This is a genomic window from Dysgonomonas hofstadii (genome assembly GCF_014196915.1).
Classification (GTDB): domain Bacteria; phylum Bacteroidota; class Bacteroidia; order Bacteroidales; family Dysgonomonadaceae; genus Dysgonomonas; species Dysgonomonas hofstadii.
The window spans coordinates 171,470-195,919 of record NZ_JACIEP010000007.1 but is presented as its reverse complement, the minus strand read 5'-3'; the positions used below and the strand labels follow the sequence as shown (position 1 = coordinate 195,919).

The following is a 24,450-nucleotide window of genomic DNA, read 5'->3' as shown; positions in this document are numbered from 1 at the left end:
CTTATTTATTTTTTAGTTCTCTAGAACGGATCTCTGTCATGAAACGTGCGATATCGCGGCGTTTTTCTTTGATTTTTGACGGAGTATCCAATGGAGATACACTGTGGTTTAACACCATTTGGTTTAATGCTATTCTTTCAGCATCCAGTCTTTCTTTCAATTCTTTGTCGGAAAGTTCTCTTACTTCTGCAATTTTCATACTTCTTAAGCGTTTTGAGTTAAGTCATAATCTCTGCGTACTACAAATTTTGTAGTCACAGGAAGCTTTTGTGCTGCAAGGCGCAATGCTTCTTTTGCCACATCATAAGATACACCTTCAATTTCGAATATTATTCTACCAGGTGTTACGGGAGCAACGAACCCTTCTGGAGATCCCTTACCTTTACCCATACGTACTTCAGCAGGTTTCTTTGTGATAGGTTTGTCCGGGAATATACGTACCCAAACTTGCCCCTGACGCTGCATGTAACGAGTTACCGCAATACGAGCCGCTTCTATCTGGCGTCCTGTGATCCACTTGTTTTCAAGTGTCTTGATCCCAAACGAACCAAAAGCAAGTTCATGCCCTCTCTGAGCATTTCCTTTCATACGACCTTTTTGCTGTCTTCTGAATTTTGTTTTCTTCGGTTGTAACATTTTACTTCAAACCTTTTAATTACTTTCTCTTATTTCTCTTGAAACCTTTGTCCCTGTTATCTCTGTCTCCGCGACGTTCTCCTCCTCTGTTACCAGAGTTTCCACTGTCTTTAGAGTTAGCGAATGTAGGTGAAAGGTCTTTCTTACCGTAAACTTCTCCACGGCAAATCCATACTTTGATACCGATCAAACCAACTTTTGTAAGTGCTTCGGCATGTGCATAATCTATATCGGCACGGAATGTATGAAGTGGAGTACGTCCTTCTTTATACATCTCGGAACGGGCCATTTCTGCTCCGTTCAAACGTCCGGATATTTGGATTTTGATACCTTCGGCACCCATTCTGATTGTCGAAGCAATAGCCATTTTAATAGCACGGCGGTAGGCGATCTTGCCTTCTACCTGACGGGCTACATTGTTAGCTACGATAACCGCATCTAACTCTGGTTTCTTGATTTCAAAAATGTTGATCTGAATGTCCTTATCTGTAATTTTCTTCAATTCTTCTTTCAGCTTGTCTACTTCTTGTCCACCTTTACCGATAATGATACCCGGACGAGCAGTACAAACTGTGATTGTAACCAGTTTCAGTGTTCTTTCGATAATGATACGCGATACACTTGCTTTAGCCAGACGAGCATTGAGGTACTTGCGGATCTTGCTGTCTTCCAACAGAGTGTTTCCGTAGCTTTTTCCTCCATACCAGTTAGAATCCCATCCACGGATGATTCCTAAACGATTTGCTATTGGATTTACTTTTTGTCCCATCTGCTAATTAATTTTGAATTTCTTTATTAAGTGTATCTACATGAAGTGTTACATGGTTCGAACGTTTACGGATTCTGTAACCTCTTCCTTGTGGAGCTGTACGCATTCTTTTCAGCATGGCGCCTCCATCTACATTTATCAATGACACATATAGTTCACCGCTTTCGGCTTTACGTTCATTTTTAGCTTCCCAGTTTGCGATGGCTGAACGTAAAAGTTTTTCTAATCTAGCAGCAGCTTCCTTGTTTGAGAATTTCAATACGCCAAGTGCCTTAAATGCTTCCATACCACGTATCATATCTGCAACATAGCGTGTTTTGCGTGGTGATGTCGGTACATTGTTCAACTTAGCAAAAGAAATAGTCTTTTGAGCTTCTTTTCTTGCTTCAGCTGCTATACGTTTTCTCTTACCCATTATTTTAATGTTTCTTTTTTAATTAATTACTGGTGCTTCAATTATTTTTTCTTGTTACCACCGTGTCCACGGAATGTGCGTGTAAGGGCGAATTCACCTAATTTGTGACCTACCATATTTTCTGTTACATATACCGGAATAAATTTGTTTCCGTTGTGTACAGCGATAGTATGTCCTACAAAGTCGGGAGATATCATTGAAGCTCTTGCCCATGTCTTAACTACAGCTTTCTTACCTGACTCATTCATAGCCAAGACTTTTTTCTCAAGCTTAACATTAATGTAAGGGCCTTTTTTTAACGAACGACTCATATTTCTTACTTAATTAATCAGGTTATTATTTCTTTCTTCTTTCAATTATATATTTAGAAGAATGTTTCTTAGGTGCTCTGGTCTTAAGACCTTTAGCGTACAATCCCTTACGAGATCTTGGATGTCCTCCTGAAGCACGGCCTTCACCACCACCCATCGGGTGATCCACTGGGTTCATTACCACACCACGGTTGTGAGGACGGCGTCCAAGCCAACGAGAGCGTCCGGCTTTACCTGATTTTTCAAGTCCGTGATCACTGTTACCTACACTACCTACAGTGGCTTTGCAGGCAAGGAGTATTTTACGTGTTTCTCCGGAAGGCATTTTAATGATCGCATAAGTTCCTTCACGAGAAGTCAACTGTGCAAAACCACCTGCCGAACGAACCATTTTAGCTCCCTGACCAGGACGAAGTTCGATGTTATGAATAACTGTACCGATTGGAATGTTTGCCAAAGGCAATGCGTTTCCAACTTCAGGAGCTGCTTCAGCTCCCGACATCACTGTTTGACCTACTACCAGACCCTGAGGAGCGATGATGTAAGTCTTTGCTCCGTCAGCGTAGTATAACAATGCGATACGAGCCGAACGGTTCGGATCGTATTCGATTGATTTTACTGTGGCTGGTACTCCGTCTTTTGTTCTCTTGAAGTCAATCAATCTGTAACTTCTCTTATGTCCGCCCCCGAGATAACGCATGGTCATCTTACCGGTATTGTTACGTCCACCAGATGATTTTTTACCGACTACTAGAGATTTCTCTGGTACACTTGCAGTGATTTCTTCGAATGTACCAATAACTTTGTGTCTCTGCCCCGGTGTTGTGGGCTTTAATTTTCTTACTGCCATTTTATTATTTAGATATTACTAAAAAAGTCTATACTATCACCATCTTTCAGGGTGATTATCGCTTTCTTAAATGCAGGAGTTTTTCCGCTGATAATACCGGCTTTGGTATAACGGCTTTTACGCTTTCCGGAATAGTTCATTGTGTTCACTGACTCAACTTTCACTCCGTAAAGCTCTTCTATTGCATTCTTAATCTCCACTTTGTTTGCATCTGGAGCAACACGAAAACCATAGCGATTCGGAAATTTTTCTGAGATCGCTGTTTGTTTTTCTGTTAATATTGGTTTTATAATAATTCCCATAGTATTACCTCCTTATGCTTTTAAAAGGTTATCGATAACAGCTACTGAAGACTCAGCCAACACAAGACTTGTACAGTTCAGTATTGAATAAGTGTTTATATCAGAAGCTTTTACTACTTGTACTCTCTCTAAATTACGAGCCGACAAATATACGTTTTTATTTCTGTCCGGCAAAACGAGAAGTATCTTTTTATCAGTCACTTGCAGATTTTTGGCCAAAGCTACGAAATCTTTTGTTTTTGGGGCGTCGAAGTTCAAATCCTCAACAACAAGTATTTGGTTTTCTTTAGCTTTGGTAGAAAGTGCCGATTTACGGGCCAGCTGTTTCACTTTTTTGTTTAGTTTGAAGCTGTAGTCTCTCGGTTTTGGGCCGAATACACGGGCTCCACCTACCAATACAGGAGAGTTGATATCACCACGACGGGCACCACCACCACCTTTCTGACGGATAAGTTTGCGTGTACTACCTGACATTTCACTTCTTTCTTTAGATTTGTGCGTACCCTGGCGTTGGTTGGCAAGGTATTGCTTTACATCTAACCACAGAACGTGTTCATTAGGCTCAATTCCATAAATAGCATCATTAAGTGCTACTTTCTTTCCGGTTTCTTTACCGTTTATATCTAATACACTAAGTTCCATTATCTTTCTATTCTAACGATTGAACCTTTACTTCCCGGTACCGAACCTTTTATCAATAAAAGATTATGCTCCGGAATTATCTTAATAATCACAAGGTTTTGCACTGTAACTTGCTTGTTACCCATTTGTCCACCCATACGTGTTCCTTTGAATACTTTCGCCGGATACGAACATGCACCGATCGAACCTGGAGCACGCAGACGATTGTGCTGCCCGAGAGTAGCTTCACCTACCCCGCGGAAACCATGGCGTTTTACCACCCCCTGGAATCCTTTACCTTTAGATACTCCAATTACGTCTACAAAAGGATCGTCCAACGAGAACATTCCGTCCACAGTTATAACGTCTCCTAAATTGTATTTCTCTTCATACTTGAACTCGGCCAAGTGTCTTTGAGGTGCTACTCCAGCTTTTTTGAAGTGACCTTGCTCGGGCTTGCTAGTGTGTTTGTCTTTCTTTTCGACAAAGCCTATTTGCACTGCCTCATAGCCGTCATTTTCAGCTGTTTTTACCTGAGTAACCACACAAGGACCTACTTCGATAACAGTGCATGGAATATTTTTTCCCTCGGCACTGAAAACGGATGTCATTCCGATTTTTTTTCCTAATAATCCTGGCATTTCTCTTAATTATTTATTTAAACTAATATAAAATTTCATCAAACTTTGATTTCAACTTCAACACCACTTGGCAATTCAAGCTTCATCAATGCATCTACTGTTTTAGCAGTTGAGCTATAGATATCTATCAATCTTTTATAAGAAGAAAGTTCGAATTGCTCACGAGATTTCTTGTTTACGAAAGTTGAACGGTTTACAGTAAAGATACGTTTGTGTGTTGGCAATGGAATTGGACCACTTACTACTGCACCTGTAGCTTTTACTGTTTTAACGATCTTCTCGGCAGACTTATCTACCAGCATGTAATCGTACGATTTCAGTTTAATTCTAATTTTTTGACTCATTACTTGGTTTTAATTAATTGTAATTACTATATAAAAGCTGTGGTTAAGAGTCATTCACTAACCACAGCTTATTTTTATTTGATCAAATCTACACGACCTTTAACTTCTGTCAATACCTGACGTGCAATTGAAGGCGATACTTCTTCGTAGTGAGAGAATGTCATCGCTGACGTTGCTCTACCTGAAGTGATCGTACGCAAAGATGTCACATAACCGAACATTTCTGCCAATGGCACTTTCGCTTTCACGATACGTGCTCCCGAACGGCTCGACTCCATGCCTTCAACCTGTCCGCGACGCTTATTAAGGTCGGAAATCACATCACCCATACTTTCTTCCGGAGTAACAACTTCCAGCTTCATGATAGGTTCCTGCAATGTAGGGCCTGCTTTCTCACAAGCATTTCTGAATGCAAGTTTAGCACAAAGTTCGAAAGATAGTTGATCGGAGTCCACGTTATGGTATGAACCATCGACAAGAACAACCTTCAATTTATCTAAAGCATATCCGGCCAATACACCATTCTTCATTGCTGTAGCAAAACCTTTTTGTACCGAAGGGATGAATTCTTTAGGGATATTACCTCCTTTTACTTCATCAACAAACTGAAGTTCGCCTTCGAAATCAGCATCTGCAGGTCCAACTTTAACGATGATATCGGCAAATTTACCACGACCTCCGGTTTGTTTCTTATAAACTTCGCGAAGATCAACTGTTTGTGTAATCGCTTCTTTATATGATACCTGAGGACGACCCTGGTTACATTCAACCTTGAACTCACGTTTCAGACGGTCGATAATAATTTCAAGGTGAAGCTCACCCATACCTTCAATAATTGTCTGTCCTGAATCCTGATCGGTATGAACACGGAAAGTCGGATCTTCTTCTGAAAGTTTGGCAAGGCCGGTAGCCAATTTATCCACATCTTTCTGAGTGATCGGCTCTACTGCTATTCCAATTACAGGTTCAGGGAAGTCCATAGACTCCAGTGTGATCGGATGATTTTCATCGCAAAGTGTATCTCCTGTACGGATATCCTTGAATCCAACTCCTGCGCCTATATCTCCACAACCGATAACGTCTTTTGGATTTTGCTTGTTAGAGTGCATCTGGAACAGACGTGAAATACGTTCTTTCTTTTCGGAACGGGAATTATACACATATGTTCCGGCAGCCAATTCTCCCGAATAAACACGGAAGAAACACAGACGTCCTACATAAGGGTCAGTTGCAATTTTAAATGCTAATGCTGCCATCGGTTCATCCGGACTCGGATGACGCACGATAGTATTTCCTGTGCGAGGATCTGTTCCTTCGATAGCCAATGTATCGATAGGGCTAGGCAAGAATTTACATACGGCATCCAATAGAGGTTGTACACCTTTATTTTTGAAAGATGACCCGCAAAGCATAGGGTTGATCTGCATAGACAGAGTTCCTATACGAAGCGCTGCAATTATTTCATCTTCTGTGATAGCAGATGGGTTGTCGAAAAATTTCTCCATCAATGCTTCATCACACTCAGCAGCTTTTTCGATCATTTTTTCTCTCCATTCCTGAGCTTCAGCAAGGTATTCGGCAGGTATTTCGTCCAACTCGTAGTCGGCACCCATAGTTTCATCATGCCAGTACATCGCCTTCATTTTGATCAGGTCAATGATACCTTTAAAGTTTTCTTCTGCTCCGATTGGGATCTGAACCGGACAAGGATTACCATTAAGCATATCTTTGATCTGGCGAACCACTTCAAAGAAATCGGCACCCGAACGGTCCATTTTATTGACATAACACATACGAGGAACATCGTATTTGTCAGCCTGACGCCACACTGTTTCCGACTGAGGCTCCACACCACTTACCGCGTCGTAAGCTGCGATAGCACCATCGAGGATACGAAGTGAACGTTCTACCTCTACTGTAAAGTCAACGTGTCCGGGAGTATCTATAAGGTTGATTTTATAAATCTCATTATTGTACTTCCAACTTGCTGTAGTAGCGGCAGATGTAATTGTGATACCCCGCTCCTGCTCTTGTTCCATCCAGTCCATTGTAGCTGCACCATCGTGCACCTCACCTATTTTGTGAGTAAGACCGGTATAAAATAAGATACGCTCAGAAGTGGTCGTTTTACCGGCATCGATGTGCGCCATGATGCCTATATTTCTGGTAAGTCTTAAACTGTCTATTACTTTTGCCATTGGTTTTTTCTAATTAACTCTTTCCTTTTGATTAAAATCTGAAGTGAGCAAACGCACGGTTAGCTTCAGCCATACGGTGCATATCTTCTTTTCTCTTGTATGCTCCTCCCTGATTATTAAACGCATCAGTGATTTCCGCGCCTAATTTATCGGCCATAGTCTTACCACCTCTCTTACGGGCATACAGGATAAGATTTTTCATACAAATTGATTCTTTACGATCAGGGCGGATTTCGGTAGGAACCTGAAATGTTGCACCACCTACACGGCGAGACTTCACTTCTACTTGTGGAGTTACATTATCTAATGCTGCTTTCCATATCTCAAGAGCAGACTTTTCTTCGTTTGGCAATTTTTTCTTTACAATTTCGAGTGCTGTATAGAAAATATCGAACGCGGTCGATTTTTTACCATCATACATCAAGTGGTTAACAAACTTTGTAACCTTTACATCACCGAAAACAGGATCCGGAAGGATCTGTCTTTTCTTTGGTTTTGCTTTTCTCATTTTTTACTTAAAAATTTTGTTTTTGTTTTTGGTTGCCATTTTGCGTCTTCAACGATTCCGCCGAATCATTTACTCAACCTGTATATAGCCTATCCAATAAACTTAAAAACCGTTTTAATAACTTTGGTTAAAATTCTCGGTTTGGGATTGCTATCAGGAATTATTTCTTTTTAGCTCCTTTAGCTGCAGCTGCTGCTGCTCCCGGTTTAGGACGTTTTGCTCCATATTTAGAGCGACGTTGCGTACGACCATTTACTCCAGCTGTATCCAGGGAACCACGAACAATGTGATAACGAACACCCGGAAGGTCTTTCACACGGCCACCTCTAACAAGCACTATAGAGTGTTCCTGCAAATTATGTCCTTCTCCAGGAATATAAGCATTCACCTCTTTTGAGTTTGTTAAACGCACACGCGCTACTTTACGCATAGCTGAATTTGGTTTTTTAGGAGTAGTAGTGTACACACGGATACACACACCACGACGCTGAGGACATGCGTCCAAAGCACGGGATTTGCTCTTCTCAACCAAAACAGTCCGTCCTTTTCTTACTAATTGTTGAATTGTAGGCATCTTGTTTTAATCTTTAGTACTTTAATTCAATTTTTTATTTCACATTAATTTATATCCAAGAAGAACACAATAAACAGAAGCTATTTCAATGACAATCAATTATTTGCCACCAAAATAAGCCTCTTCTCATGCGTTATTCGGGTTGCAAATGTAGACATTATCAAGTAATTACGCAAATATTTACTAAAAAAAATAAGAAAAACAGAAAAGGAAAATGCCTGAACGAAAGACTATATACAATAAATCTACGGATTTCTCCATAGATTTACGATATAATCTATCTTTACCGGCATATTATACACCGGTCTTATCTCAGCTTTTTATATATAATATTGCATTCTATTTTCTGTAGCCGGGGAAAAAGATTTTCTTCCATATAATTATAAGATGCACCGCCTGCCAGATTAGCTAAGCGCCGACTTCTTTCTGCGAGATTATCCACATTGTTTATAATATTCAGGGCTTGTCCCTGATATGGGACTTTAGAATCATTATTCAGTAATGCTACCAGTCCCGCCCAATCTTCACTCCAAAAAGTTTGAAAATAAGAGTCGGGCAAATTACATTGTCTCTGAAGGTATGACCGAAAATTTTCGGCCCTTTCCCTGGCCCGTTGTTTATTATGATGCGTTATATCGCCGGGCGATGTATAACTGGCGATGTAAACCCCCATAAACTGATAAGAGTTATCACTTACCAGGCCGTCGATTGTTTCACATATTTCGGCTATTTTAACCGTATAATCCGAAACATCTGTAACCTCAGAAGAATACATGGCCGGATAATACAATTCCACCATCTTTGACTTCAGTTTAAAATCGGAATCCTTATTCTGGCTGATATTCTTAAAATTTGATTTTGTCTTCGCCGCAACCGATTCCGCGTAATTCCTATTATGAGGGGTGTTTTCCAACGAATGTTTCAGGACACCAGAATAAGTGTACAACTCGTCCGCCTTGCTACTGTTCAGATTATTCCTGATAACCAGTTTAGCGACATCCATCCATGGTTCATAAGGCACATTCACCGTATAAGATATATCATAGTGATTATTGAAGTATTGCAATGCATATATATCGCTATTTACTTTTACAGCCTTACTGTAATCATCTAATGCCACTTTAGGGAGAGTGACAATTTTCTCATCAGCCCAGATAACAGGCTCTATCAACAATGATGTATTATTGGCTATATAATAATTTCTTAATGGAACGTTTATAGTTACATATACATTATCGCCTTTGTGCATGAAACGGATACTATCCGATTTCAGATTACCAAGTTCTTGTGAACACACTAAGTTTTGGATACAGAATAATAATATTCCCAGTAAGAGGAGCTGTGTCTTTTCCATGAGAGCTGTGTCTTTTGTTTGCGTAAAAATGTCCTGATTTCCAGAGATAAAAGTAATGAATCTTTAGAAATCAGATAAAATCAACCCATAATATTTTATCACTTAGTGGTAAAATATTACACATATTAACACCTGCCTGCACCGATAAAAAACAACTATGCTGACCAGCATAACTATAAATCATCGTAATCATCGAAAGTTTTAAACTTTCCGAAGAAAATCATTCAACTTTAGATAGTGAGCAAAAATTATATGATTGTTTTATAAATATTTACACGAAACCATCAGTATTCTGCACAAGATGCCCTAATACATCCGTCCGTTTATGATATTACTTATCGTGGGCAGACTGAGATAAAAAGACAGGATACAATTTATTGGCAAGACAATAAGAGTTTTAATTTTTTGTCAAAGAATTCCCTTCCGTAATCATTTTTTAAGTTTTATTTGTTAAAATTTCACACATAATTTTTCATTTTTAATGTGAGTTATGAATTATGAATTGGCTAACGCCGAACGTTGTTTCGAAGAATCGCCGGAGCGCAGGCGAGGCAAACAACGTTCAACGGAATGAAGTGCAGTTAATTATGAATAAAAATGACAGTTGATGGCTGTCGATGAGAATGCAGGGTTGTCCGATGGACAGCCCTGTATTTTTTTGGGAGATGTTTATCTATGTAAGAAAGGAGCCCCCTCCGGCTCCCCAAAGGGCAGGGCTGTTAAGTTCTGATTTTATACCCTCTTTGTCATGTTGAACGGAGTGAAACATCTCTTGCAAGATAAGAGATCCTTCGTTTCACTCAGGATGACAGCAGAAAATAACAGAACAAAGCATAGAACTTAACAGCCCTGCCCAAAGGGGAGAAACAGAGAGAGTATAAATTAAAATTACACTTTGCTCCTTTGCGAGAAAATTTATAAGATGTGTCAGGTTTTAACTAAAAAGCCAATAGCTATTAACTAATGGCTAATAAAAAGCGATCTTTGAAAAATAATATATTGACAGGTAAACAAGAGAAATTGCATCAATAAGAAAGAAACAGGAATAAAAAAACTTGAAAAACGTGTAAAGTTTGTCAAGTTTTCATATTTGGAGCTTACAATTTGGTATCCGAATAAACGAGAGAAACGTAGTTAAATCCGGAAGAATGGGAGAATGTTGTTTTGTAACTGCCCGCAGGGCGTAGTAACTAAAGAAACACTACTTATTCGGTTTCTTCTTCATAGCATAAGTCTGCGCCTTGAGGAATGCCCCAAACTCTTTTATATCAGTATATTTACTTTGTTCCTCTACTGATATAGGCTGTCCGAAGCGGACTGTGATTGTTTTCCCTTTCTTATTTGTTACTTCATGCAGCAACCTTACTGTGCGTATACGCCAGTCAATGAAGCCCAGAAAACGGTAAAACCATGAGTTATTGCCCGATATAAACATCGGTATAATAGGAACTTTTGCTTTCTTTATTAATTTGAGGACAGTCGGTTGCCACTCACGGTCTTCGGTTTTGGTAAGGTGAGGAGAAGAAACCCCTCCGGCAGGGAATAGTCCAAGAGGATGGCCGTTTTTCAAATGCTCAAGGCTCATTTTGACTCCTCCCAGGCTTGATTTTGCCTCCGACATTTTATTGTCTTTCGAGTAGGGATTCACTCCGATGAAATGTTCTTCCATCGTATCTATCTGGCTGAGCATCCAGTTCACCATCATTTTATAATCGGGACGTTTACTGGAAACTATACTCAACTCAATAATACCATCGATATGCCCGTATGGGTGATTCGACACTGTGATAAACGCTCCTTCTTTAAATTGATCGAGGACTTCAAGATTCTCGGTTTTACGGATAATACCACGCTTGTCTAACAGGTCTTTTTCAAATTCCGTACCTGTCAGATGTTTGGAATCATCATAGACCATGTTTACCTTATTTATTCCGGTAAAAGAAAAAAGGAATTTTATAAGGGCATTTCCGAAGCGGCCTCTGAATATAGGATGCAAAGACCTTATCATATCTTTACTGATTAGCTTCTCTTTCATATATTTAGAGTTTTTAGACTATGTAATATAAAATTACAAAATCTTTATTTGATATAATCGTAATATTTATTAAAGAAGGATCTAAACCAGCCAAGTTTCATTAAAATGAGTTCGAATAAGCCTATTCCTAATAATGCGCAAAATACGCCCAGCAGGACGTCTATAATATAATGATGATATGAATACACAGCGGTAAACCAGATACCCAGCATCAGTATAGTCAACGTAATAATAATAAATAAATTCGATTTATTCTTGATCGCGTAAAACAGTGCTACTACCATATACGCTGAATGGAGCGATGGAACAGCTGCAAATACATTGGCATTGCGTCCATATATGGAATCAAAGACAGAAACCCCCAGCAAGGCGTCGAAACGTCCCAGTCCGGCTGTATTGCCCGGAGTATTTAATATTGGCTCGAAACCATATTCCATGGCATACCAGGGTGGTGCGGCAGGATGTATATAATATCCCGTAAATCCAATAAGGTTGACAAATAGAAACACCAGTGCAAACTGAAGGTAAATAGCCCGCTGCTTCTTGAAGTAAAGATACACTCCGAACAGTATCGGAACAGGAACCCATGTAAGATAAAATATACCGGCGAAGAAGTCCATTACTGAAGAATAATGACGTGCAAAGTATTCGCAGGGAATGAGTATCTCTCCACTTATATTTAACCCGAATAATTGTTTCTCCAGATTATAAAGGTATTCCACATCGATAGGGTTTACCATATAATTGGGATAAACACGCATCCAGTCATATGACAGTCCGAAAACAATAAAAGGGATGAGAGCAACCGCAAGTTTACGCGTAATTGCTGAAGCAAAGAATAAGACTAGAAAAAGCCCGAACATAAGATTATGTTCAGGACGGTATCCTACGAAAATTGCAGTTAAAGTGATGATGACAGCCGTAATAACAACGACAATAATACTTTCTTTTTTAGTTGGTAATGATAATTTAAAACTCATTTTTTATCCTGCTCTCCTTCCTTCTCTTTTTCCAAGAATGATTTCCGTGCGCTAACCAACCGTCCTACTGCCGTAATATTAGCAAAAACAGCCACAAAGACAAGAGGTATTATAAAAATAAGCACTGGTTCGAATATTGGAAAAGACAGCCAGTCTACATATACTTTATAATCGCCGAAGAAATAGTAGAACACTCCGCAAAGTATAGCACCCAGGCTTATGATAATTATACGTTCGGGGCGTTGCATAAATCCACCCTTACATTCTATACCCAGTCCTTCGGCACGAGCCCTAACATAGCTGACCATCATAGATCCTATCAGCGCAACAAAGGCAAACAATGAACTGAAGAAGTATCCTTGCAGGATAAGGTAATAACATATACCGAAAAACATGATTAACTCGCTGTAGCGATCGAGGACAGAATCAAACAGAGCTCCGTATTTTGAACTCATTTTCCCTATACGAGCCACTTGTCCGTCCATCATATCGAAAAGTCCGGCAAACAGGATAACAAATCCGCCCCAGCCCACAAGAGCAAAATCACCTCTCTCTCCGTGCGTGGCTCCGAATATAAATATACAACAAGCTCCAATATTCAACACAAGTCCTGTAGCTGTCACAAAGTTGGGGGTTATCCCTATTTTGATCATCCCTCTGACAAGAGGGTCGATGATTTTATAAATCAGTTGTTGACCGAGATCTCTTAATTTCATTTTATTATCTTATGTTTGTTAGACGATCTTTTACTATTATCCGATATGCACTTTATTTTTATCAACGTTTTCCTCTTCCTTTATTTCATTATTTATATTTTCCGACTCAGGATTTCCGTCTTCAATGTTAGGCTGAGCAGATTTTCTCCTGAAGTATTTCTTAAAATCCCTGTCTCTGTAAACAAATAAACGCTGCATATTATAATTCCATACAAAGCCTACTATTAATGACACAAATATTTTGGAAACGATAAATACATCATCGAATAAATGCCCCAGTAAGTCCCTGAGCCATATAAATTTCCCCAAAAGCTCTGTGACCAGATAAGTTCCCGAGGTATTGAAAAATATGCTGCCTGTCCATACTGTAAGGTATTTAATTGCTACATATCTTTTCTTACTTCCCTGAGCCTTAAACGTCCACTGGTAATTAATTATACAATTGACAATACCTCCGCAGACCGAGCCTAAAAAAGTGGCATATACATAATAAATACTGAAAACCTTAGCGAGAATAATAGTTACGGAAAAATCGGTTATACTGGATACCTGAGATGAAAACTGAGCCCTCAAAAACATGAAGATTCCACCTTTCTCAGAGATCGTTTTTGCAATCTTCTTTATCCAATCACCCATCTTAATCCTAATAAAACCAACAAGCTGTATATTCCTGCCAGTACATCATCCATCATTACACCGACTCCGCCCTTAAAGTCTTCCATTTTCCGGATACCCAACGGTTTGAATATATCGAACAACCGGAATAAGGCAAACGCTACCAATGCATAATACCAATGTTCTGCATCTACTGCCAGCAAAGGAATCCATACTCCTACCATCTCATCAACTACTACCTTCGACGGGTCTTCACCCCATTCGGGTTCCAATATATTAGTCGACCAAATGCCCAGAATTGCAAAGATTACTATCAGAGCAGCTGTTAAGAATAACAAAGTATAGTAAGAAACAAAAAACGATATAACAAGCCATATGATTGTCGCCAAAACCGCACCGGCCGTTCCGGGGGCAAACGGAGAGAATCCCGAGCCGAAACCGGAGGCAATAATTACATGGAATAGATTTTTTCGTTTCATCTGTTACTTAAAAATAAAAACACGCAAAGGTATCAAAAAAAGCATTTGTATCAAAGCTGATAAAAACACTGTTTATTCATCTTCCTTTGTTAAATCGAGGACCTCATTATCATTTCCCCTCTCCACATACAATTTTCTCAAAGGATTTGCATGTGCTTTATCAAATTCGATCCGGTTCTGAAATGTATCTATCGCCATATAAACAGCCTGCCGGAACGATTCTTCCGAAGCCTTGTTCTGTCCGGCGATATTATATGCCGTGCCATGAGCCGGAGATGTCCTTACAATTGACAGTCCCGCAGTAAAATTCACCCCGTCTTCCATCGCAATAGTTTTGAACGGAGTCAATCCCTGATCGTGGTACATAGCCAGAATACCGTCAAAATGAGCAAATTCACCCGAGCCGAAAAATCCATCTGAAGCATACGGACCGAAGCATAATACTTTCTTCTCCTGCAGTTCTTTAATTGCCGGAACTATTATATCACTTTCTTCTGAACCTAACAATCCGTTTTCCCCGGCATGAGGATTCAATGATAACACTGCTATACGTGGCCTTCCTGTCCTGAAATCACGCTTCAAACTATTATCAAAACGGAGAGCTGCTTCAACTATTTTTTCTTTAGTAAGTACTTTCGGTACTTCAGACAGTGCTATATGTCCGGTTACTAAAGCCACGCGAAGCGAGTCTTTTACCAGAATCATCAGGCTTTTATCTCCCTCTCTACCAAAACGCTCTTCGAGGTATTCGGTATGTCCGGGAAAGTGAAAATCTTCACGCTGTATATTATGTTTATTAATAGGGGCCGTCACAAGCACATCTATCAGTCCGCTTTTAAGATCTGCGACAGCTTTTTCCAACGACTGGTAAGCCGCTTCGCCTGCAACAGGAGTAGATTGTCCCAACTCTATTTTCACTTCTTCGTTGATGCAATTGACAATATTGACTTTATTTATAACAGCATCTTTCGCATTGTTTATCTGATTGAATGTAACAGGCTGTAATTCCATCGCCTTACGGTGATAGGCGGCCACTTTAGCCGAACCATATATAACAGGTATGCACATTTCCGCCATACGGATATCGGCAAATGTTTTCAGGATAACTTCGTATCCTATCCCGTTTATATCACCTTGTGTTATTCCTACTTTTATCATAGTTAATTAGTTTTCTTTTTTCCCTTTCATTGTTGATAACATCCCACAAGCGGCAAAAATATCTTCACCTCGCGACGACCGGATTGTACATGTTACACCTTTACTTGTTAGAAAATCCCTGAAAGCTTCCATCTTTTCCTTTGTAGATGTTTTTAAGTCTACATTAGGTATGGCATGAAAACGTATCAGATTTACCCTGCACTCCAAACCCTTGAGCATCTTTGCCAGTTCTTTGGCATACAGTAATGAGTCGTTAAAGTTATCAAACATTATATATTCGAAGGATAAGCGTCGTTGCTTAGTCCAGTCATATTCCTTTATAAGATCGAGAACACCCGCAATAGGAAATGCTTTTTCGGCCGGCATAATAGATAGCCGCTGTTCCTTTTCGGGGCTGTGGATACTGATTGCCAGATGGGCATTGCTTTCATCCAGAAAACGTTTCAGTTTAGGAGTAACTCCGGTTGTAGAAACTGTAATACGTTTAGGACTCCAGGCCATGCCATAATCGGCTGTCATTATATCGAGTGTCTTTTTCAGTTGTTCGTAGTTGTCAAGAGGCTCACCCATTCCCATAAAGACAACATTTGTCAGGTCTTCGGCTTCGCGAACCGAGTAGAGTTGATTTAATATTTCATTTGCAGTTAGATTGCCGTTAAATCCCTGCTTGCCGGTCATACAGAACAAACAGTTCATTTTACAACCTACCTGCGAAGATACACACAGGGTTTTCCTGTCATCTTCGGGAATCATTACAGCTTCAATCAGTTTATCATTTTCTGTCTTGAACAGATACTTCACTGTTCCATCTACCGATTGCTGATATTCCAGCGGATTGTATCTTCCTACATCATATTTCTCTGACAGCAAAGTCCGGTTTGAGACAGAAATATTTGTCATTTCATCAATGGATGAAACTCGTTTTTTGTATATCCAGTCAGCTATTTGCTTCGCTGCAAATTTAGGCAAAGCACACTCTTGGACGATCTGATTCAGCTCGTCTAATGTCATTCCCAATAAGTGCTTTTTTCCTTCCATTAAAGTAGACGGGTAAACGAGGTACAAGATACGAGTTAGAAAATATGTCTTGTCTACCCGTACCTTGTATCTCGCATTCTATTTATATGCGTTTCTTAATTTCTTCACTTTCTTTTTCAAATCCAGGTTTGTCAAGCAGAGCAAACATATTTTTCTTATAAGCCTCTACACCCGGCTGATCGAATGGATTTACTCCTAAAATATAACCGCTGATACCGCAAGCTTTTTCAAAGAAGTAAAGCAATTGACCGATACTATAAGCATCGAGTTTTGGTATTTCTATTTTAATATTTGGAACACCGCCATCGATATGTGCCATTTGCGTACCCAATTCGGCCATTTTATTTACGAAATCCACACGTTTCCCAGCAAGGAAGTTCAATCCGTCAAGATTTTCTTCATCTGTAGGAACTGTAAGCGTTTCATTCGGCTGAGCCACAGAAATCACTGTTTCGAAGATCGAGCGTTCTCCCTCTTGAATCCATTGCCCCATAGAGTGCAGGTCGGCAGTAAAATCAACCGAAGCGTTGAAGATACCCTTGTTTTCTTTTCCTTCACTTTCACCGTAAAGCTGTTTCCACCATTCGGCGATGTAGTGAAGTTTTGGATTGAAATTGGCAAGGATTTCTATTTTCTTACCCTTTTTATATAGTTCGTTACGTGTAACGGCATATATCTCCGCTATATTCTTTTCGAAAGGTACGCCCGGAGCCGTCTCCTTTTCCATGTAAACCGCTCCAGCAACTAACTGGCGGATATCAATTCCGGCCAAAGCGATAGGAAGAAGTCCCACCGGAGTAAGCACAGAGTAACGGCCACCCACATTATCAGGAATTACATATTTCTTGAATCCTTCTTTCGTTGCCAAAGTGAATAATGCACCACGTGCAGCATCGGTAATGGCTACAATACGGTTTTTAGCCTCTTCTTTACCTACAGCTTTCTCCAATTCAGCTTTCAAAATACGGAAAGCGAGAGCCGGTTCTGTTGTTGTTCCCGATTTGGATATATTAATGATACCGAAAGATTTTCCTTTCAGGTATGCCAGTAATTCTACTAGATAATCTTCACCTATATTATTTCCTGCGTAAAGGATTACCGGATTTTTACGGTCAGCCTGCAACCAGTCGAAATAATTGGACAGAGAATCTATCACGGCTTTCGAACCAAGATAACTACCTCCGATACCAACTAAAACGATCACATCACATTTTGCGCGGAGGGCTTTTGCCGTATTTTCAATATCTGCCAGTTGATCTTCTGTTATTGAAGAAGGAAGATTTAACCAGCCAAGGAAATCATTCCCCTTACCCGAACCGTTGTGCAAAGTTTCATTGCATTTTTTAGCCAGGGTGGCTTGTCCGTTAACATCGGACTGACTAATAAAGCCTAATGTTTTGCTGATGTCTAATTTGATAACCTTTTCCATTGTTCTTTATATTAATAATATTTTATAAAATTAATCCCACTCTATGTTATTTCCTTCTTCTCTTACAATACGATATAGTTCTTCTTCATTTTCGATAAGAGATTTAATTATTTCAATAAATTTATCAGCACGAACTTCATTTTCTTCATTTAGTTTATAAGAAGCAATATAACAACCGGCTTCGGGATCACTTTCCAAACCGACTAGTATATCAGGATAATTCTTTGCCAGATAATAATTGAAGAGTACATCCCAATTATAACCATTCATATAGGCTTTATTATCAATCTCTTCTATTTTTTGTCCAATGGTGAGTACTTTATCTATTTCATTCTCAAACAAGACACTTATAGAATTATATTCTTTGTTTATGTTTTTTCTAACATATTCTTTCAAATGCCTTCTATTATATTCATTCACTGTATCCTGAACCTGAGTATTTTGCTTTTTCGAATCATTTTTTTGAGCACTACTATTACAACAGCACAGAACACTAATTGTCAATACGATAGCAATTATTTTCCACATTTACTTCCTGTTCATTATTACACATTTATTTTAGTATCTGTTCTCTTAATATTTTTATTTCTTCACGGGCAGAAGCTCCTTCATACAACACACGATAAACCATATCGGCAACAGGGATATGAACATTGTATTTTTCATTCATTTCACGAATACATTTCGTACCGTAATACCCTTCGGCGATCATTTCCATCTCTATTTGTGCCGATTTCACAGAATAACCCTTTCCTATCATCGATCCGAATGTACGGTTACGGCTGAAACTGGAATAACATGTAACCAGCAAATCACCCAGATAGGCAGAATCCTGTATATTCCTTTTTATAGGCGAAACCGTATCAACAAAGCGTTCCATTTCGGATATGGCATTCGACACAAGTACCGCCTGAAAGTTATCCCCATATTTCAATCCATGACATATCCCGGAGGCAATAGCATATACATTCTTCAATACGGCTGCAAGCTCGATTCCCACAACATCGCTGGAAACAGAGGCTTTAACAAAACGATTATTGAATACTTCGGCTATAACACGGGCTTTTTCAATATCAGGGCATGCAATCGTAGGATAAGTCAGGCGCTCCAATGCGATCTCTTCCGCATGACAAGGCCCTCCCACAATAGCCATATTTTCTGACGGAACATTATAGTATCTGTGTAGATAATCCGTAATAAGTAGATTATCGGGAGGAACAATTCCTTTTATAGCAGAAATTATGAATTTATCATCGATCCTTCTATCCAGTTTCTCCAGATGTCCCTTAAGAAAAGGCGATGGAACGGCAAAAATAAGCGTATCCGAGTCTTCGAATATCTGTGTTATATCTGAGTAGAATGTTATCCTGTCCAGATTGAATTCCACATTGGAAAGATAGGATGGATTGTGTCCCGTTTTCTTAAAATCCTCTATTTGCTCGGGACGACGCATATACCAGTTGATATGCTTTTCATGGTTCAGCATTATTTTTGCTAAAGCCGTGGCCCATGTTCCACCTCCAAGAACTCCTATTTTACCGGGAAAAGCCATAATTATATTCGTTTAACAATAAATCAATTGAGCTTTTTTATCCAGCCTTCTATATCATCCACTGAAGGTAAAGCCAGTTCCAATTTATATTTTTTGTTGACTTCACCCAGGTCTTGTCTTATTTTCTGTGCTTTACCTTCCTTTATATCTTCAAGTGTAAAGTAACCTGCTTTCTGAATCACAGGTACAAGGTCTTCAGCGATACCAAGTTCTGCATATTTGCTTGCCGGATCTTTTTTAGTCACTTTTTCAGGACGCATTTGCGGAAAGAACATCACTTCCTGTATACTTTCCTGTCCGGTCATGAACATCACCAGTCGATCCATACCGATACCGATACCACTTGTAGGAGGCATACCATACTCCAAGGCACGCAGAAAATCCTGATCGATAAACATGGCTTCATCGTCTCCTTTTTCAGAAAGTTTCAACTGGTCTTCGAAACGGGCACGTTGATCAATCGGGTCATTCAATTCGGAATAAGCATTTGCTAATTCTTTACCGTTTACCATCAGTTCGAAGCGCTCGGTCAGTTCGGGGTTATTCCTGTGTTTTTTAGTAAGAGGAGACATTTCGACCGGATAGTCAATAATAAAAGTTGGCTGTATATAGTTACCTTCACATTTATCTCCGAAGATAGCATCTATCAACTTGCCTTTACCCATTGTTTCATCCTGCTCCACTCCTAGTTTCTTACAAACATCACGAAGCTGATTTTCATCCATTCCGCTGATGTCTACACCTGTGAAATGTTTAATAGAGTCGATCATGGTAACACGAGGGTATGGAGCTTTATAGTTGATGAGATTTTCTCCCATTTTCACCTCGGTAGTACCATGCACATCCATGCAGATTTTTTCGAGCATACGCTCAGTAAAATCCATCATCCAGTTGTAGTCTTTGTATGCAGCGTAAAACTCCATAACTGTAAATTCAGGATTGTGCGTCCTGTCCATACCTTCGTTACGGAAATTACGGCTAAATTCGTATACACCATCAAATCCGCCTACAATAAGGCGTTTCAGATAAAGTTCGTTGGCAATACGCAGATACAAAGGAATATCCAACGCATTATGATGTGTGATAAACGGACGGGCTGTGGCTCCTCCGGGTATGCTTTGAAGCACGGGAGTATCCACTTCTATATATCCGTGACCATTCAAAAACTCACGCATGGAATTAAATACTTTTGTGCGTTTTATAAAAGTATCTTTTACTCCGTCATTTACTATCAAGTCAACATAACGCTGACGATAACGTTGTTCCGGATCAGTGAATCCATCGTAGGTCACTCCGTCTTTCACCTTTACAACAGGAAGCGGGCGAAGCGATTTGCCCAGAACAGTCAATTCCTCGGCATGAACAGAGATCTCTCCCATCTGGGTACGGAATACAAAGCCTTTTATCCCAACAAAATCACCGATATCGAGCAGTCGTTTGAATATAGTATTGTATAATTCCTTATCGTCTCCGGGACACAGATCATCGCGGGAAATATATACCTGAATACGGCCTTCGGCATCCTGTAGCTCCATAAACGAGGCTTTACCCATGATGCGACGGCTCATAATACGTCCGGCTATTGAGACATAGCGTTTATCCGCTTCATCTTTAAAATTCTCTCTTATCTCTGTAGAATACGCATTTACTTCGTATAATGCTGCCGGGTAAGGTTCTACTCCTAATTTTCTGAGTTCTTCCAAACTTTGTCTGCGAATGATTTCCTGTTCGCTTAATTCCAATATATTCATTATCAACCTATCTTCAGACTTATTATTTCTTAATACAATGATTTATTTTAGTGTTGTGAATAACCCCGCAAAGTTAAAAAATATAATGACAATTGAGGTTTTATCGTTTATATAAATTGAGAATAGAATGTATTAAAGGGGAATTTTAACAATGGAGTTGCTTCTACATTTGGGAAAAGTCTCTTTTTTCGCATACTATGCGCGTTTATCATTCTTTTTCGCACCCCTTAGCATATTTATTTGTAAGAAATAATGAAAACTACTATGTTTGTACAAACTATTTAGCGGCTGTTTTCAGATGGTATCTTTAAAACACAATCTTTCATAATATGACATTTTACAAATATCGCTCGTTAATCTTTTTGTTGCTATTTGCGGCAATTGGTTGCTCTCAAACAGATGATGATGTAGAAAAATCCGTCTTATTGGAACTCGGCGATGTAACCGGACAAGTTTCGTTACTTGGAAATCCCTTATCGGCAAGATATGCAGATAATACACCAAGAGTCTATGCACGTAACATTTGGGACATGCATGCATATGACAACAAGATTTATTTTGGTGGAGGAAACTCTTCTAATTCAGCTCCGGCTGCTAATGCCGGACTTGCCGATCTATGGGCTTATGATATAGTTTCACAAAGTTTTATCAAGGAATATACCGTAGACGACGAACAGATTCACAGAATCAGAGAATTTGATAATCAACTCTATATTCCGGGACATGATGCCCGTGAATCCTGGGATTATGGTAACTTTTACCGATTGGAAGGAAATAAATGGGTAAAATACCGTACTATTCCTAACGCAATTCATGTTTATGATATATATAAATGGGATAATAAACTTTTTGCTGTAACAGGTCCTCAATCACCTTCTAAAAACATCCAAGTATCTGATGACGATGGGCTGACATGGAAAAACGCCGATTATACAAACGACAAGAATCTACTCCTCGCTAACTCAAGCCGGGTTTATTCCCTTTTCCCTTTTTCCGGACAGCTACGTGCATCTTATACATATCCGACAATTTATACCGGAAATGGAAATATTTTCCACCAGATTATTGACAGTGCAGAAGCAACAGCATTATTTGACGGTGAAAAAGGAAGGCGTATAGAACGACCTGTCGTTTTTGGAGAATATACGGTTTACATTGTTGGTGTCGATGATAACGACCATCAATATTTACCATTAGCATTGCGATATGCTAAAAACACACAAAATGTAATGCGTTATAAGCTTTCTGAAAACACGTTACCTCGCGACATACTGGTAAAGGGCAATTATCTGATAGTTCTTTTATCTAAACAAAAAGGAGATGGTACATATTATAATACAGTAATACTAACTTCTGATCTCTCCATGGATACAGTACAATGGAAAGAATTATTTGGTTTCACTACCGAGACATTTGCACGCTCGTTTGAATACCTCAATGGCACATTTTATTTTGGGTTAGGTTGTGAGACTGATGATCTTAGCCAGGCTACCGGGAGTATACTGAAATTCGACTACAAATTATAGCCACCCCTTGCTTTTTTGCAATCTTATATTCCACTATTTGCTACTATTATAAAAAGGCTATCAAGTTGACAGCCTTTAGTGAACCCGGCGGGAATCGAACCCACATCGAAGGAACCGGAATCCTTTATTTTATCCATTAAACTACGGGTCCGTAGACGGCACAAAAATATAAAATAATTTGCAACAATTCTCTTTTTACTCAACAAAACAAGTTTTAAAGATCAAAACAGCAAATATTCAATATCTTTGCGCCTGTTTATAAATGAAGTTAATCAGCAGATGGATTAACAATAACAGAAGAAAAATGTATAATAGAGTTTATATTCAATAAGGTTATATATGGTTTATTCCCTGTGATTTAATAGCCTCCTGCTTTAGCTGGAGGATAATGGTCTATCTGTATTATTATCCACGACTTAAAAGTCGTGGCAACTAAAACGCCTAAAAACATGTATCTTACTCTTTTATTGAATATAAACTCTAATGTATCTGCATTTTTCTTTGAGAGCTTTATCAATAGGATAAACAATGAGCAAATATGATAATATGCCGATGTGCTAATGAAAAAGAAGTCCCTCCAACCTATCTTGCGAGGAGGGTGACTCCTCCTTCGGAGATTAGGGAATCTAAAAAATTAAAATATGCGTCAACTTTGTCAACTTTTTGATTACACATTCATATAAACCGGATATGGACAAGGCAAAAGGAATTATACTGGCACTTATTTCTTCGGCTACATTCGGGTTGATAGCCTTTTTTTCTATCCCCCTGATGAAAGAGGGGATGCATATCCCTTCCATTCTATTCTATCGCTGCCTGTTCGCTACCATACTGCTGGGAATTATTTGTTTTATCCGAAAAAAAGAATTCCGTATTTCCCACAAGACAGCTATGCTCCTCTTCGTTTTAGGCATGCTATATACTATAACCTCAATGGGGTTGATATATTCTTATAGCTATATTTCGAGCGGTGTATCAACTACTATTCACTTTCTCTACCCCGTAGTAGTAGCCGGCATGATGATCATATTTTACAAGGAAAAACTATCACGGAATCTTTTGATAGCAGCCGTATTATCTCTTACCGGTGTGGCTCTTCTCTGCTGGAACGATTCGGGATTTATCAGCACGAAGGGATTACTGGCCGTATTGCTGACTGTATTTACCTATTCTATCTATATTGTAGAACTAAACAAACCCAGCCTTTGCAAACTGGAACCCGAGGTTATAACCTTCTATGTAATGTTGTTCGGCACATTTATATTTTCGGTATTCTCTTACTCAACGACAGGCATCGAGATAATACCAAATACGACTTCATTATACAACCTTATCGGACTAGCCATTTTTGCCACAGTGCTGTCTAATGTTGCACTGGTTGCAGCAGTAAAATATGCAGGCTCCACCATCACATCCATTCTAGGTTCACTCGAACCACTTACCGCCACTACTATCGGAGTATTTCATTTCTATGAACCATTCGGATGGAATAGCCTGTTTGGATTATGTATGATCATCATGGCCGTGATTTTAGTTATCATGACAAGTAAAAAACAAGAAAAATAGGGAGTTTCCGTAAATTTAAATCCATTTCACCTCAATTATTGCACATTTTTACTACTTTTGTGCGATTAATTATGTATTGAAT

Annotated in this window: 26 protein-coding genes, 1 tRNA gene and 1 pseudogene; 2 read left to right on the top strand and 26 right to left on the bottom strand. The window is 39.2% G+C overall.

The window, feature by feature from the left end; translation table 11 throughout:
• Position 1 precedes the first annotated feature (1 nt).
• The 25 genes and pseudogenes from rpmC to lysS all read right to left on the bottom strand — a co-directional run bounded on the left by rpmC (position 2) and on the right by lysS (position 21,276).
• Positions 2-199 (bottom strand): 50S ribosomal protein L29, encoded by a 198-nt coding sequence (gene rpmC / locus GGR21_RS11255; protein ID WP_183307329.1) that lies wholly within the window; start codon positions 197-199, stop codon positions 2-4.
• Positions 200-204: 5 nt separating this feature from the next.
• The gene (gene rplP / locus GGR21_RS11250) at positions 205-636 is read right to left on the bottom strand and encodes a 50S ribosomal protein L16 (protein WP_183307328.1); all 432 of its coding nucleotides are present in this window, start codon (positions 634-636) and stop codon (positions 205-207) included.
• Between the two features lie 19 nt (positions 637-655).
• Positions 656-1,405 (bottom strand): 30S ribosomal protein S3, encoded by a 750-nt coding sequence (gene rpsC / locus GGR21_RS11245; protein ID WP_183307327.1) that lies wholly within the window; start codon positions 1,403-1,405, stop codon positions 656-658.
• A gap of 7 nt (positions 1,406-1,412) precedes the next feature.
• A complete protein-coding gene (gene rplV / locus GGR21_RS11240; RefSeq protein WP_183307326.1) occupies positions 1,413-1,820 on the bottom strand; it encodes a 50S ribosomal protein L22 in 408 nt (135 codons plus the stop codon).
• 41 nt (positions 1,821-1,861) lie between these two features.
• On the bottom strand, positions 1,862-2,131 hold the full coding sequence (gene rpsS, locus GGR21_RS11235; RefSeq protein ID WP_050702002.1) for a 30S ribosomal protein S19: 270 nt from the start codon (positions 2,129-2,131) through the stop codon (positions 1,862-1,864).
• 25 nt (positions 2,132-2,156) lie between these two features.
• Entirely contained in the window at positions 2,157-2,981 is an 825-nt protein-coding gene (rplB, locus tag GGR21_RS11230) for a 50S ribosomal protein L2 (RefSeq protein WP_183307322.1), read from the bottom strand.
• Positions 2,982-2,989: 8 nt separating this feature from the next.
• Complete coding sequence (rplW, locus tag GGR21_RS11225) at positions 2,990-3,283, bottom strand: 50S ribosomal protein L23 (RefSeq protein WP_183307321.1); 294 nt, start codon at positions 3,281-3,283, stop codon at positions 2,990-2,992.
• 12 nt (positions 3,284-3,295) lie between these two features.
• Positions 3,296-3,925 carry a 50S ribosomal protein L4 gene (gene rplD / locus GGR21_RS11220; RefSeq protein ID WP_183307318.1) on the bottom strand — a complete coding sequence of 210 codons (630 nt, stop codon included), beginning with the start codon at positions 3,923-3,925 and terminating at the stop codon, positions 3,296-3,298.
• Entirely contained in the window at positions 3,925-4,545 is a 621-nt protein-coding gene (rplC, locus tag GGR21_RS11215) for a 50S ribosomal protein L3 (protein WP_183307317.1), read from the bottom strand. Before rplC ends, rplD begins: the two co-directional genes overlap by 1 nt.
• A gap of 38 nt (positions 4,546-4,583) precedes the next feature.
• On the bottom strand, positions 4,584-4,889 hold the full coding sequence (rpsJ, locus tag GGR21_RS11210; protein ID WP_006800262.1) for a 30S ribosomal protein S10: 306 nt from the start codon (positions 4,887-4,889) through the stop codon (positions 4,584-4,586).
• A gap of 74 nt (positions 4,890-4,963) precedes the next feature.
• Positions 4,964-7,087 carry an elongation factor G gene (fusA, locus tag GGR21_RS11205; protein WP_183307315.1) on the bottom strand — a complete coding sequence of 708 codons (2,124 nt, stop codon included), beginning with the start codon at positions 7,085-7,087 and terminating at the stop codon, positions 4,964-4,966.
• Positions 7,088-7,118: 31 nt separating this feature from the next.
• Positions 7,119-7,595: a 30S ribosomal protein S7 gene (gene rpsG / locus GGR21_RS11200; protein WP_183307314.1), complete on the bottom strand. Its 477-nt coding sequence runs from the start codon at positions 7,593-7,595 to the stop codon at positions 7,119-7,121.
• A gap of 160 nt (positions 7,596-7,755) precedes the next feature.
• Entirely contained in the window at positions 7,756-8,169 is a 414-nt protein-coding gene (gene rpsL, locus GGR21_RS11195) for a 30S ribosomal protein S12 (RefSeq protein WP_183307312.1), read from the bottom strand.
• Positions 8,170-8,476: 307 nt separating this feature from the next.
• Entirely contained in the window at positions 8,477-9,523 is a 1,047-nt protein-coding gene (locus GGR21_RS11190; protein WP_183307311.1) for a hypothetical protein, read from the bottom strand.
• Positions 9,524-10,724: 1,201 nt separating this feature from the next.
• Complete coding sequence (locus GGR21_RS11185) at positions 10,725-11,558, bottom strand: lysophospholipid acyltransferase family protein (RefSeq protein ID WP_183307310.1); 834 nt, start codon at positions 11,556-11,558, stop codon at positions 10,725-10,727.
• Positions 11,559-11,602: 44 nt separating this feature from the next.
• Entirely contained in the window at positions 11,603-12,538 is a 936-nt protein-coding gene (locus tag GGR21_RS11180; protein ID WP_183307309.1) for a phosphatase PAP2 family protein, read from the bottom strand.
• Positions 12,535-13,254, bottom strand: a complete 720-nt coding sequence (locus GGR21_RS11175) for a CDP-alcohol phosphatidyltransferase family protein (RefSeq protein WP_183307308.1) — start codon at positions 13,252-13,254, stop codon at positions 12,535-12,537. The genes GGR21_RS11180 and GGR21_RS11175 overlap by 4 nt, the downstream gene beginning before the upstream one ends.
• Before the next feature lie 138 nt (positions 13,255-13,392).
• Positions 13,393-13,890 (bottom strand): annotated as a pseudogene (locus GGR21_RS11170) (GtrA family protein); the annotation flags it as partial.
• On the bottom strand, positions 13,875-14,348 hold the full coding sequence (locus GGR21_RS11165; protein ID WP_183307306.1) for a phosphatidylglycerophosphatase A family protein: 474 nt from the start codon (positions 14,346-14,348) through the stop codon (positions 13,875-13,877). The pseudogene GGR21_RS11170 and the gene GGR21_RS11165, both read right to left, overlap by 16 nt.
• 72 nt (positions 14,349-14,420) lie before the next feature.
• Complete coding sequence (gene pdxA, locus GGR21_RS11160) at positions 14,421-15,506, bottom strand: 4-hydroxythreonine-4-phosphate dehydrogenase PdxA (protein WP_183307305.1); 1,086 nt, start codon at positions 15,504-15,506, stop codon at positions 14,421-14,423.
• Positions 15,507-15,512: 6 nt separating this feature from the next.
• Complete coding sequence (gene rlmN / locus GGR21_RS11155) at positions 15,513-16,544, bottom strand: 23S rRNA (adenine(2503)-C(2))-methyltransferase RlmN (RefSeq protein WP_183307304.1); 1,032 nt, start codon at positions 16,542-16,544, stop codon at positions 15,513-15,515.
• An 82-nt stretch (positions 16,545-16,626) separates the two neighbouring features.
• A complete protein-coding gene (locus GGR21_RS11150) occupies positions 16,627-17,973 on the bottom strand; it encodes a glucose-6-phosphate isomerase (RefSeq protein ID WP_183307303.1) in 1,347 nt (448 codons plus the stop codon).
• Between the two features lie 30 nt (positions 17,974-18,003).
• Entirely contained in the window at positions 18,004-18,501 is a 498-nt protein-coding gene (locus GGR21_RS11145; protein ID WP_221232987.1) for an Imm51 family immunity protein, read from the bottom strand.
• Between the two features lie 25 nt (positions 18,502-18,526).
• Positions 18,527-19,525, bottom strand: coding sequence for an NAD(P)H-dependent glycerol-3-phosphate dehydrogenase (locus GGR21_RS11140; protein ID WP_183307302.1), 999 nt, complete (start codon positions 19,523-19,525; stop codon positions 18,527-18,529).
• Between the two features lie 23 nt (positions 19,526-19,548).
• A complete protein-coding gene (lysS, locus tag GGR21_RS11135; protein WP_183307301.1) occupies positions 19,549-21,276 on the bottom strand; it encodes a lysine--tRNA ligase in 1,728 nt (575 codons plus the stop codon).
• A 329-nt stretch (positions 21,277-21,605) separates the two neighbouring features.
• Here lysS and GGR21_RS11130 point away from each other — a divergent pair, with 329 nt between their 5' ends.
• Positions 21,606-22,802, top strand: coding sequence for a hypothetical protein (locus GGR21_RS11130; protein WP_183307300.1), 1,197 nt, complete (start codon positions 21,606-21,608; stop codon positions 22,800-22,802).
• A 79-nt stretch (positions 22,803-22,881) separates the two neighbouring features.
• On the opposite strand, the gene GGR21_RS11125 is transcribed toward GGR21_RS11130, so the two are convergent.
• A tRNA-Arg gene (locus tag GGR21_RS11125) sits at positions 22,882-22,953 on the bottom strand.
• Between the two features lie 539 nt (positions 22,954-23,492).
• Here GGR21_RS11125 and GGR21_RS11120 point away from each other — a divergent pair.
• The gene (locus GGR21_RS11120) at positions 23,493-24,368 is read left to right on the top strand and encodes a DMT family transporter (RefSeq protein WP_183307299.1); all 876 of its coding nucleotides are present in this window, start codon (positions 23,493-23,495) and stop codon (positions 24,366-24,368) included.
• Positions 24,369-24,450: the final 82 nt, after the last annotated feature.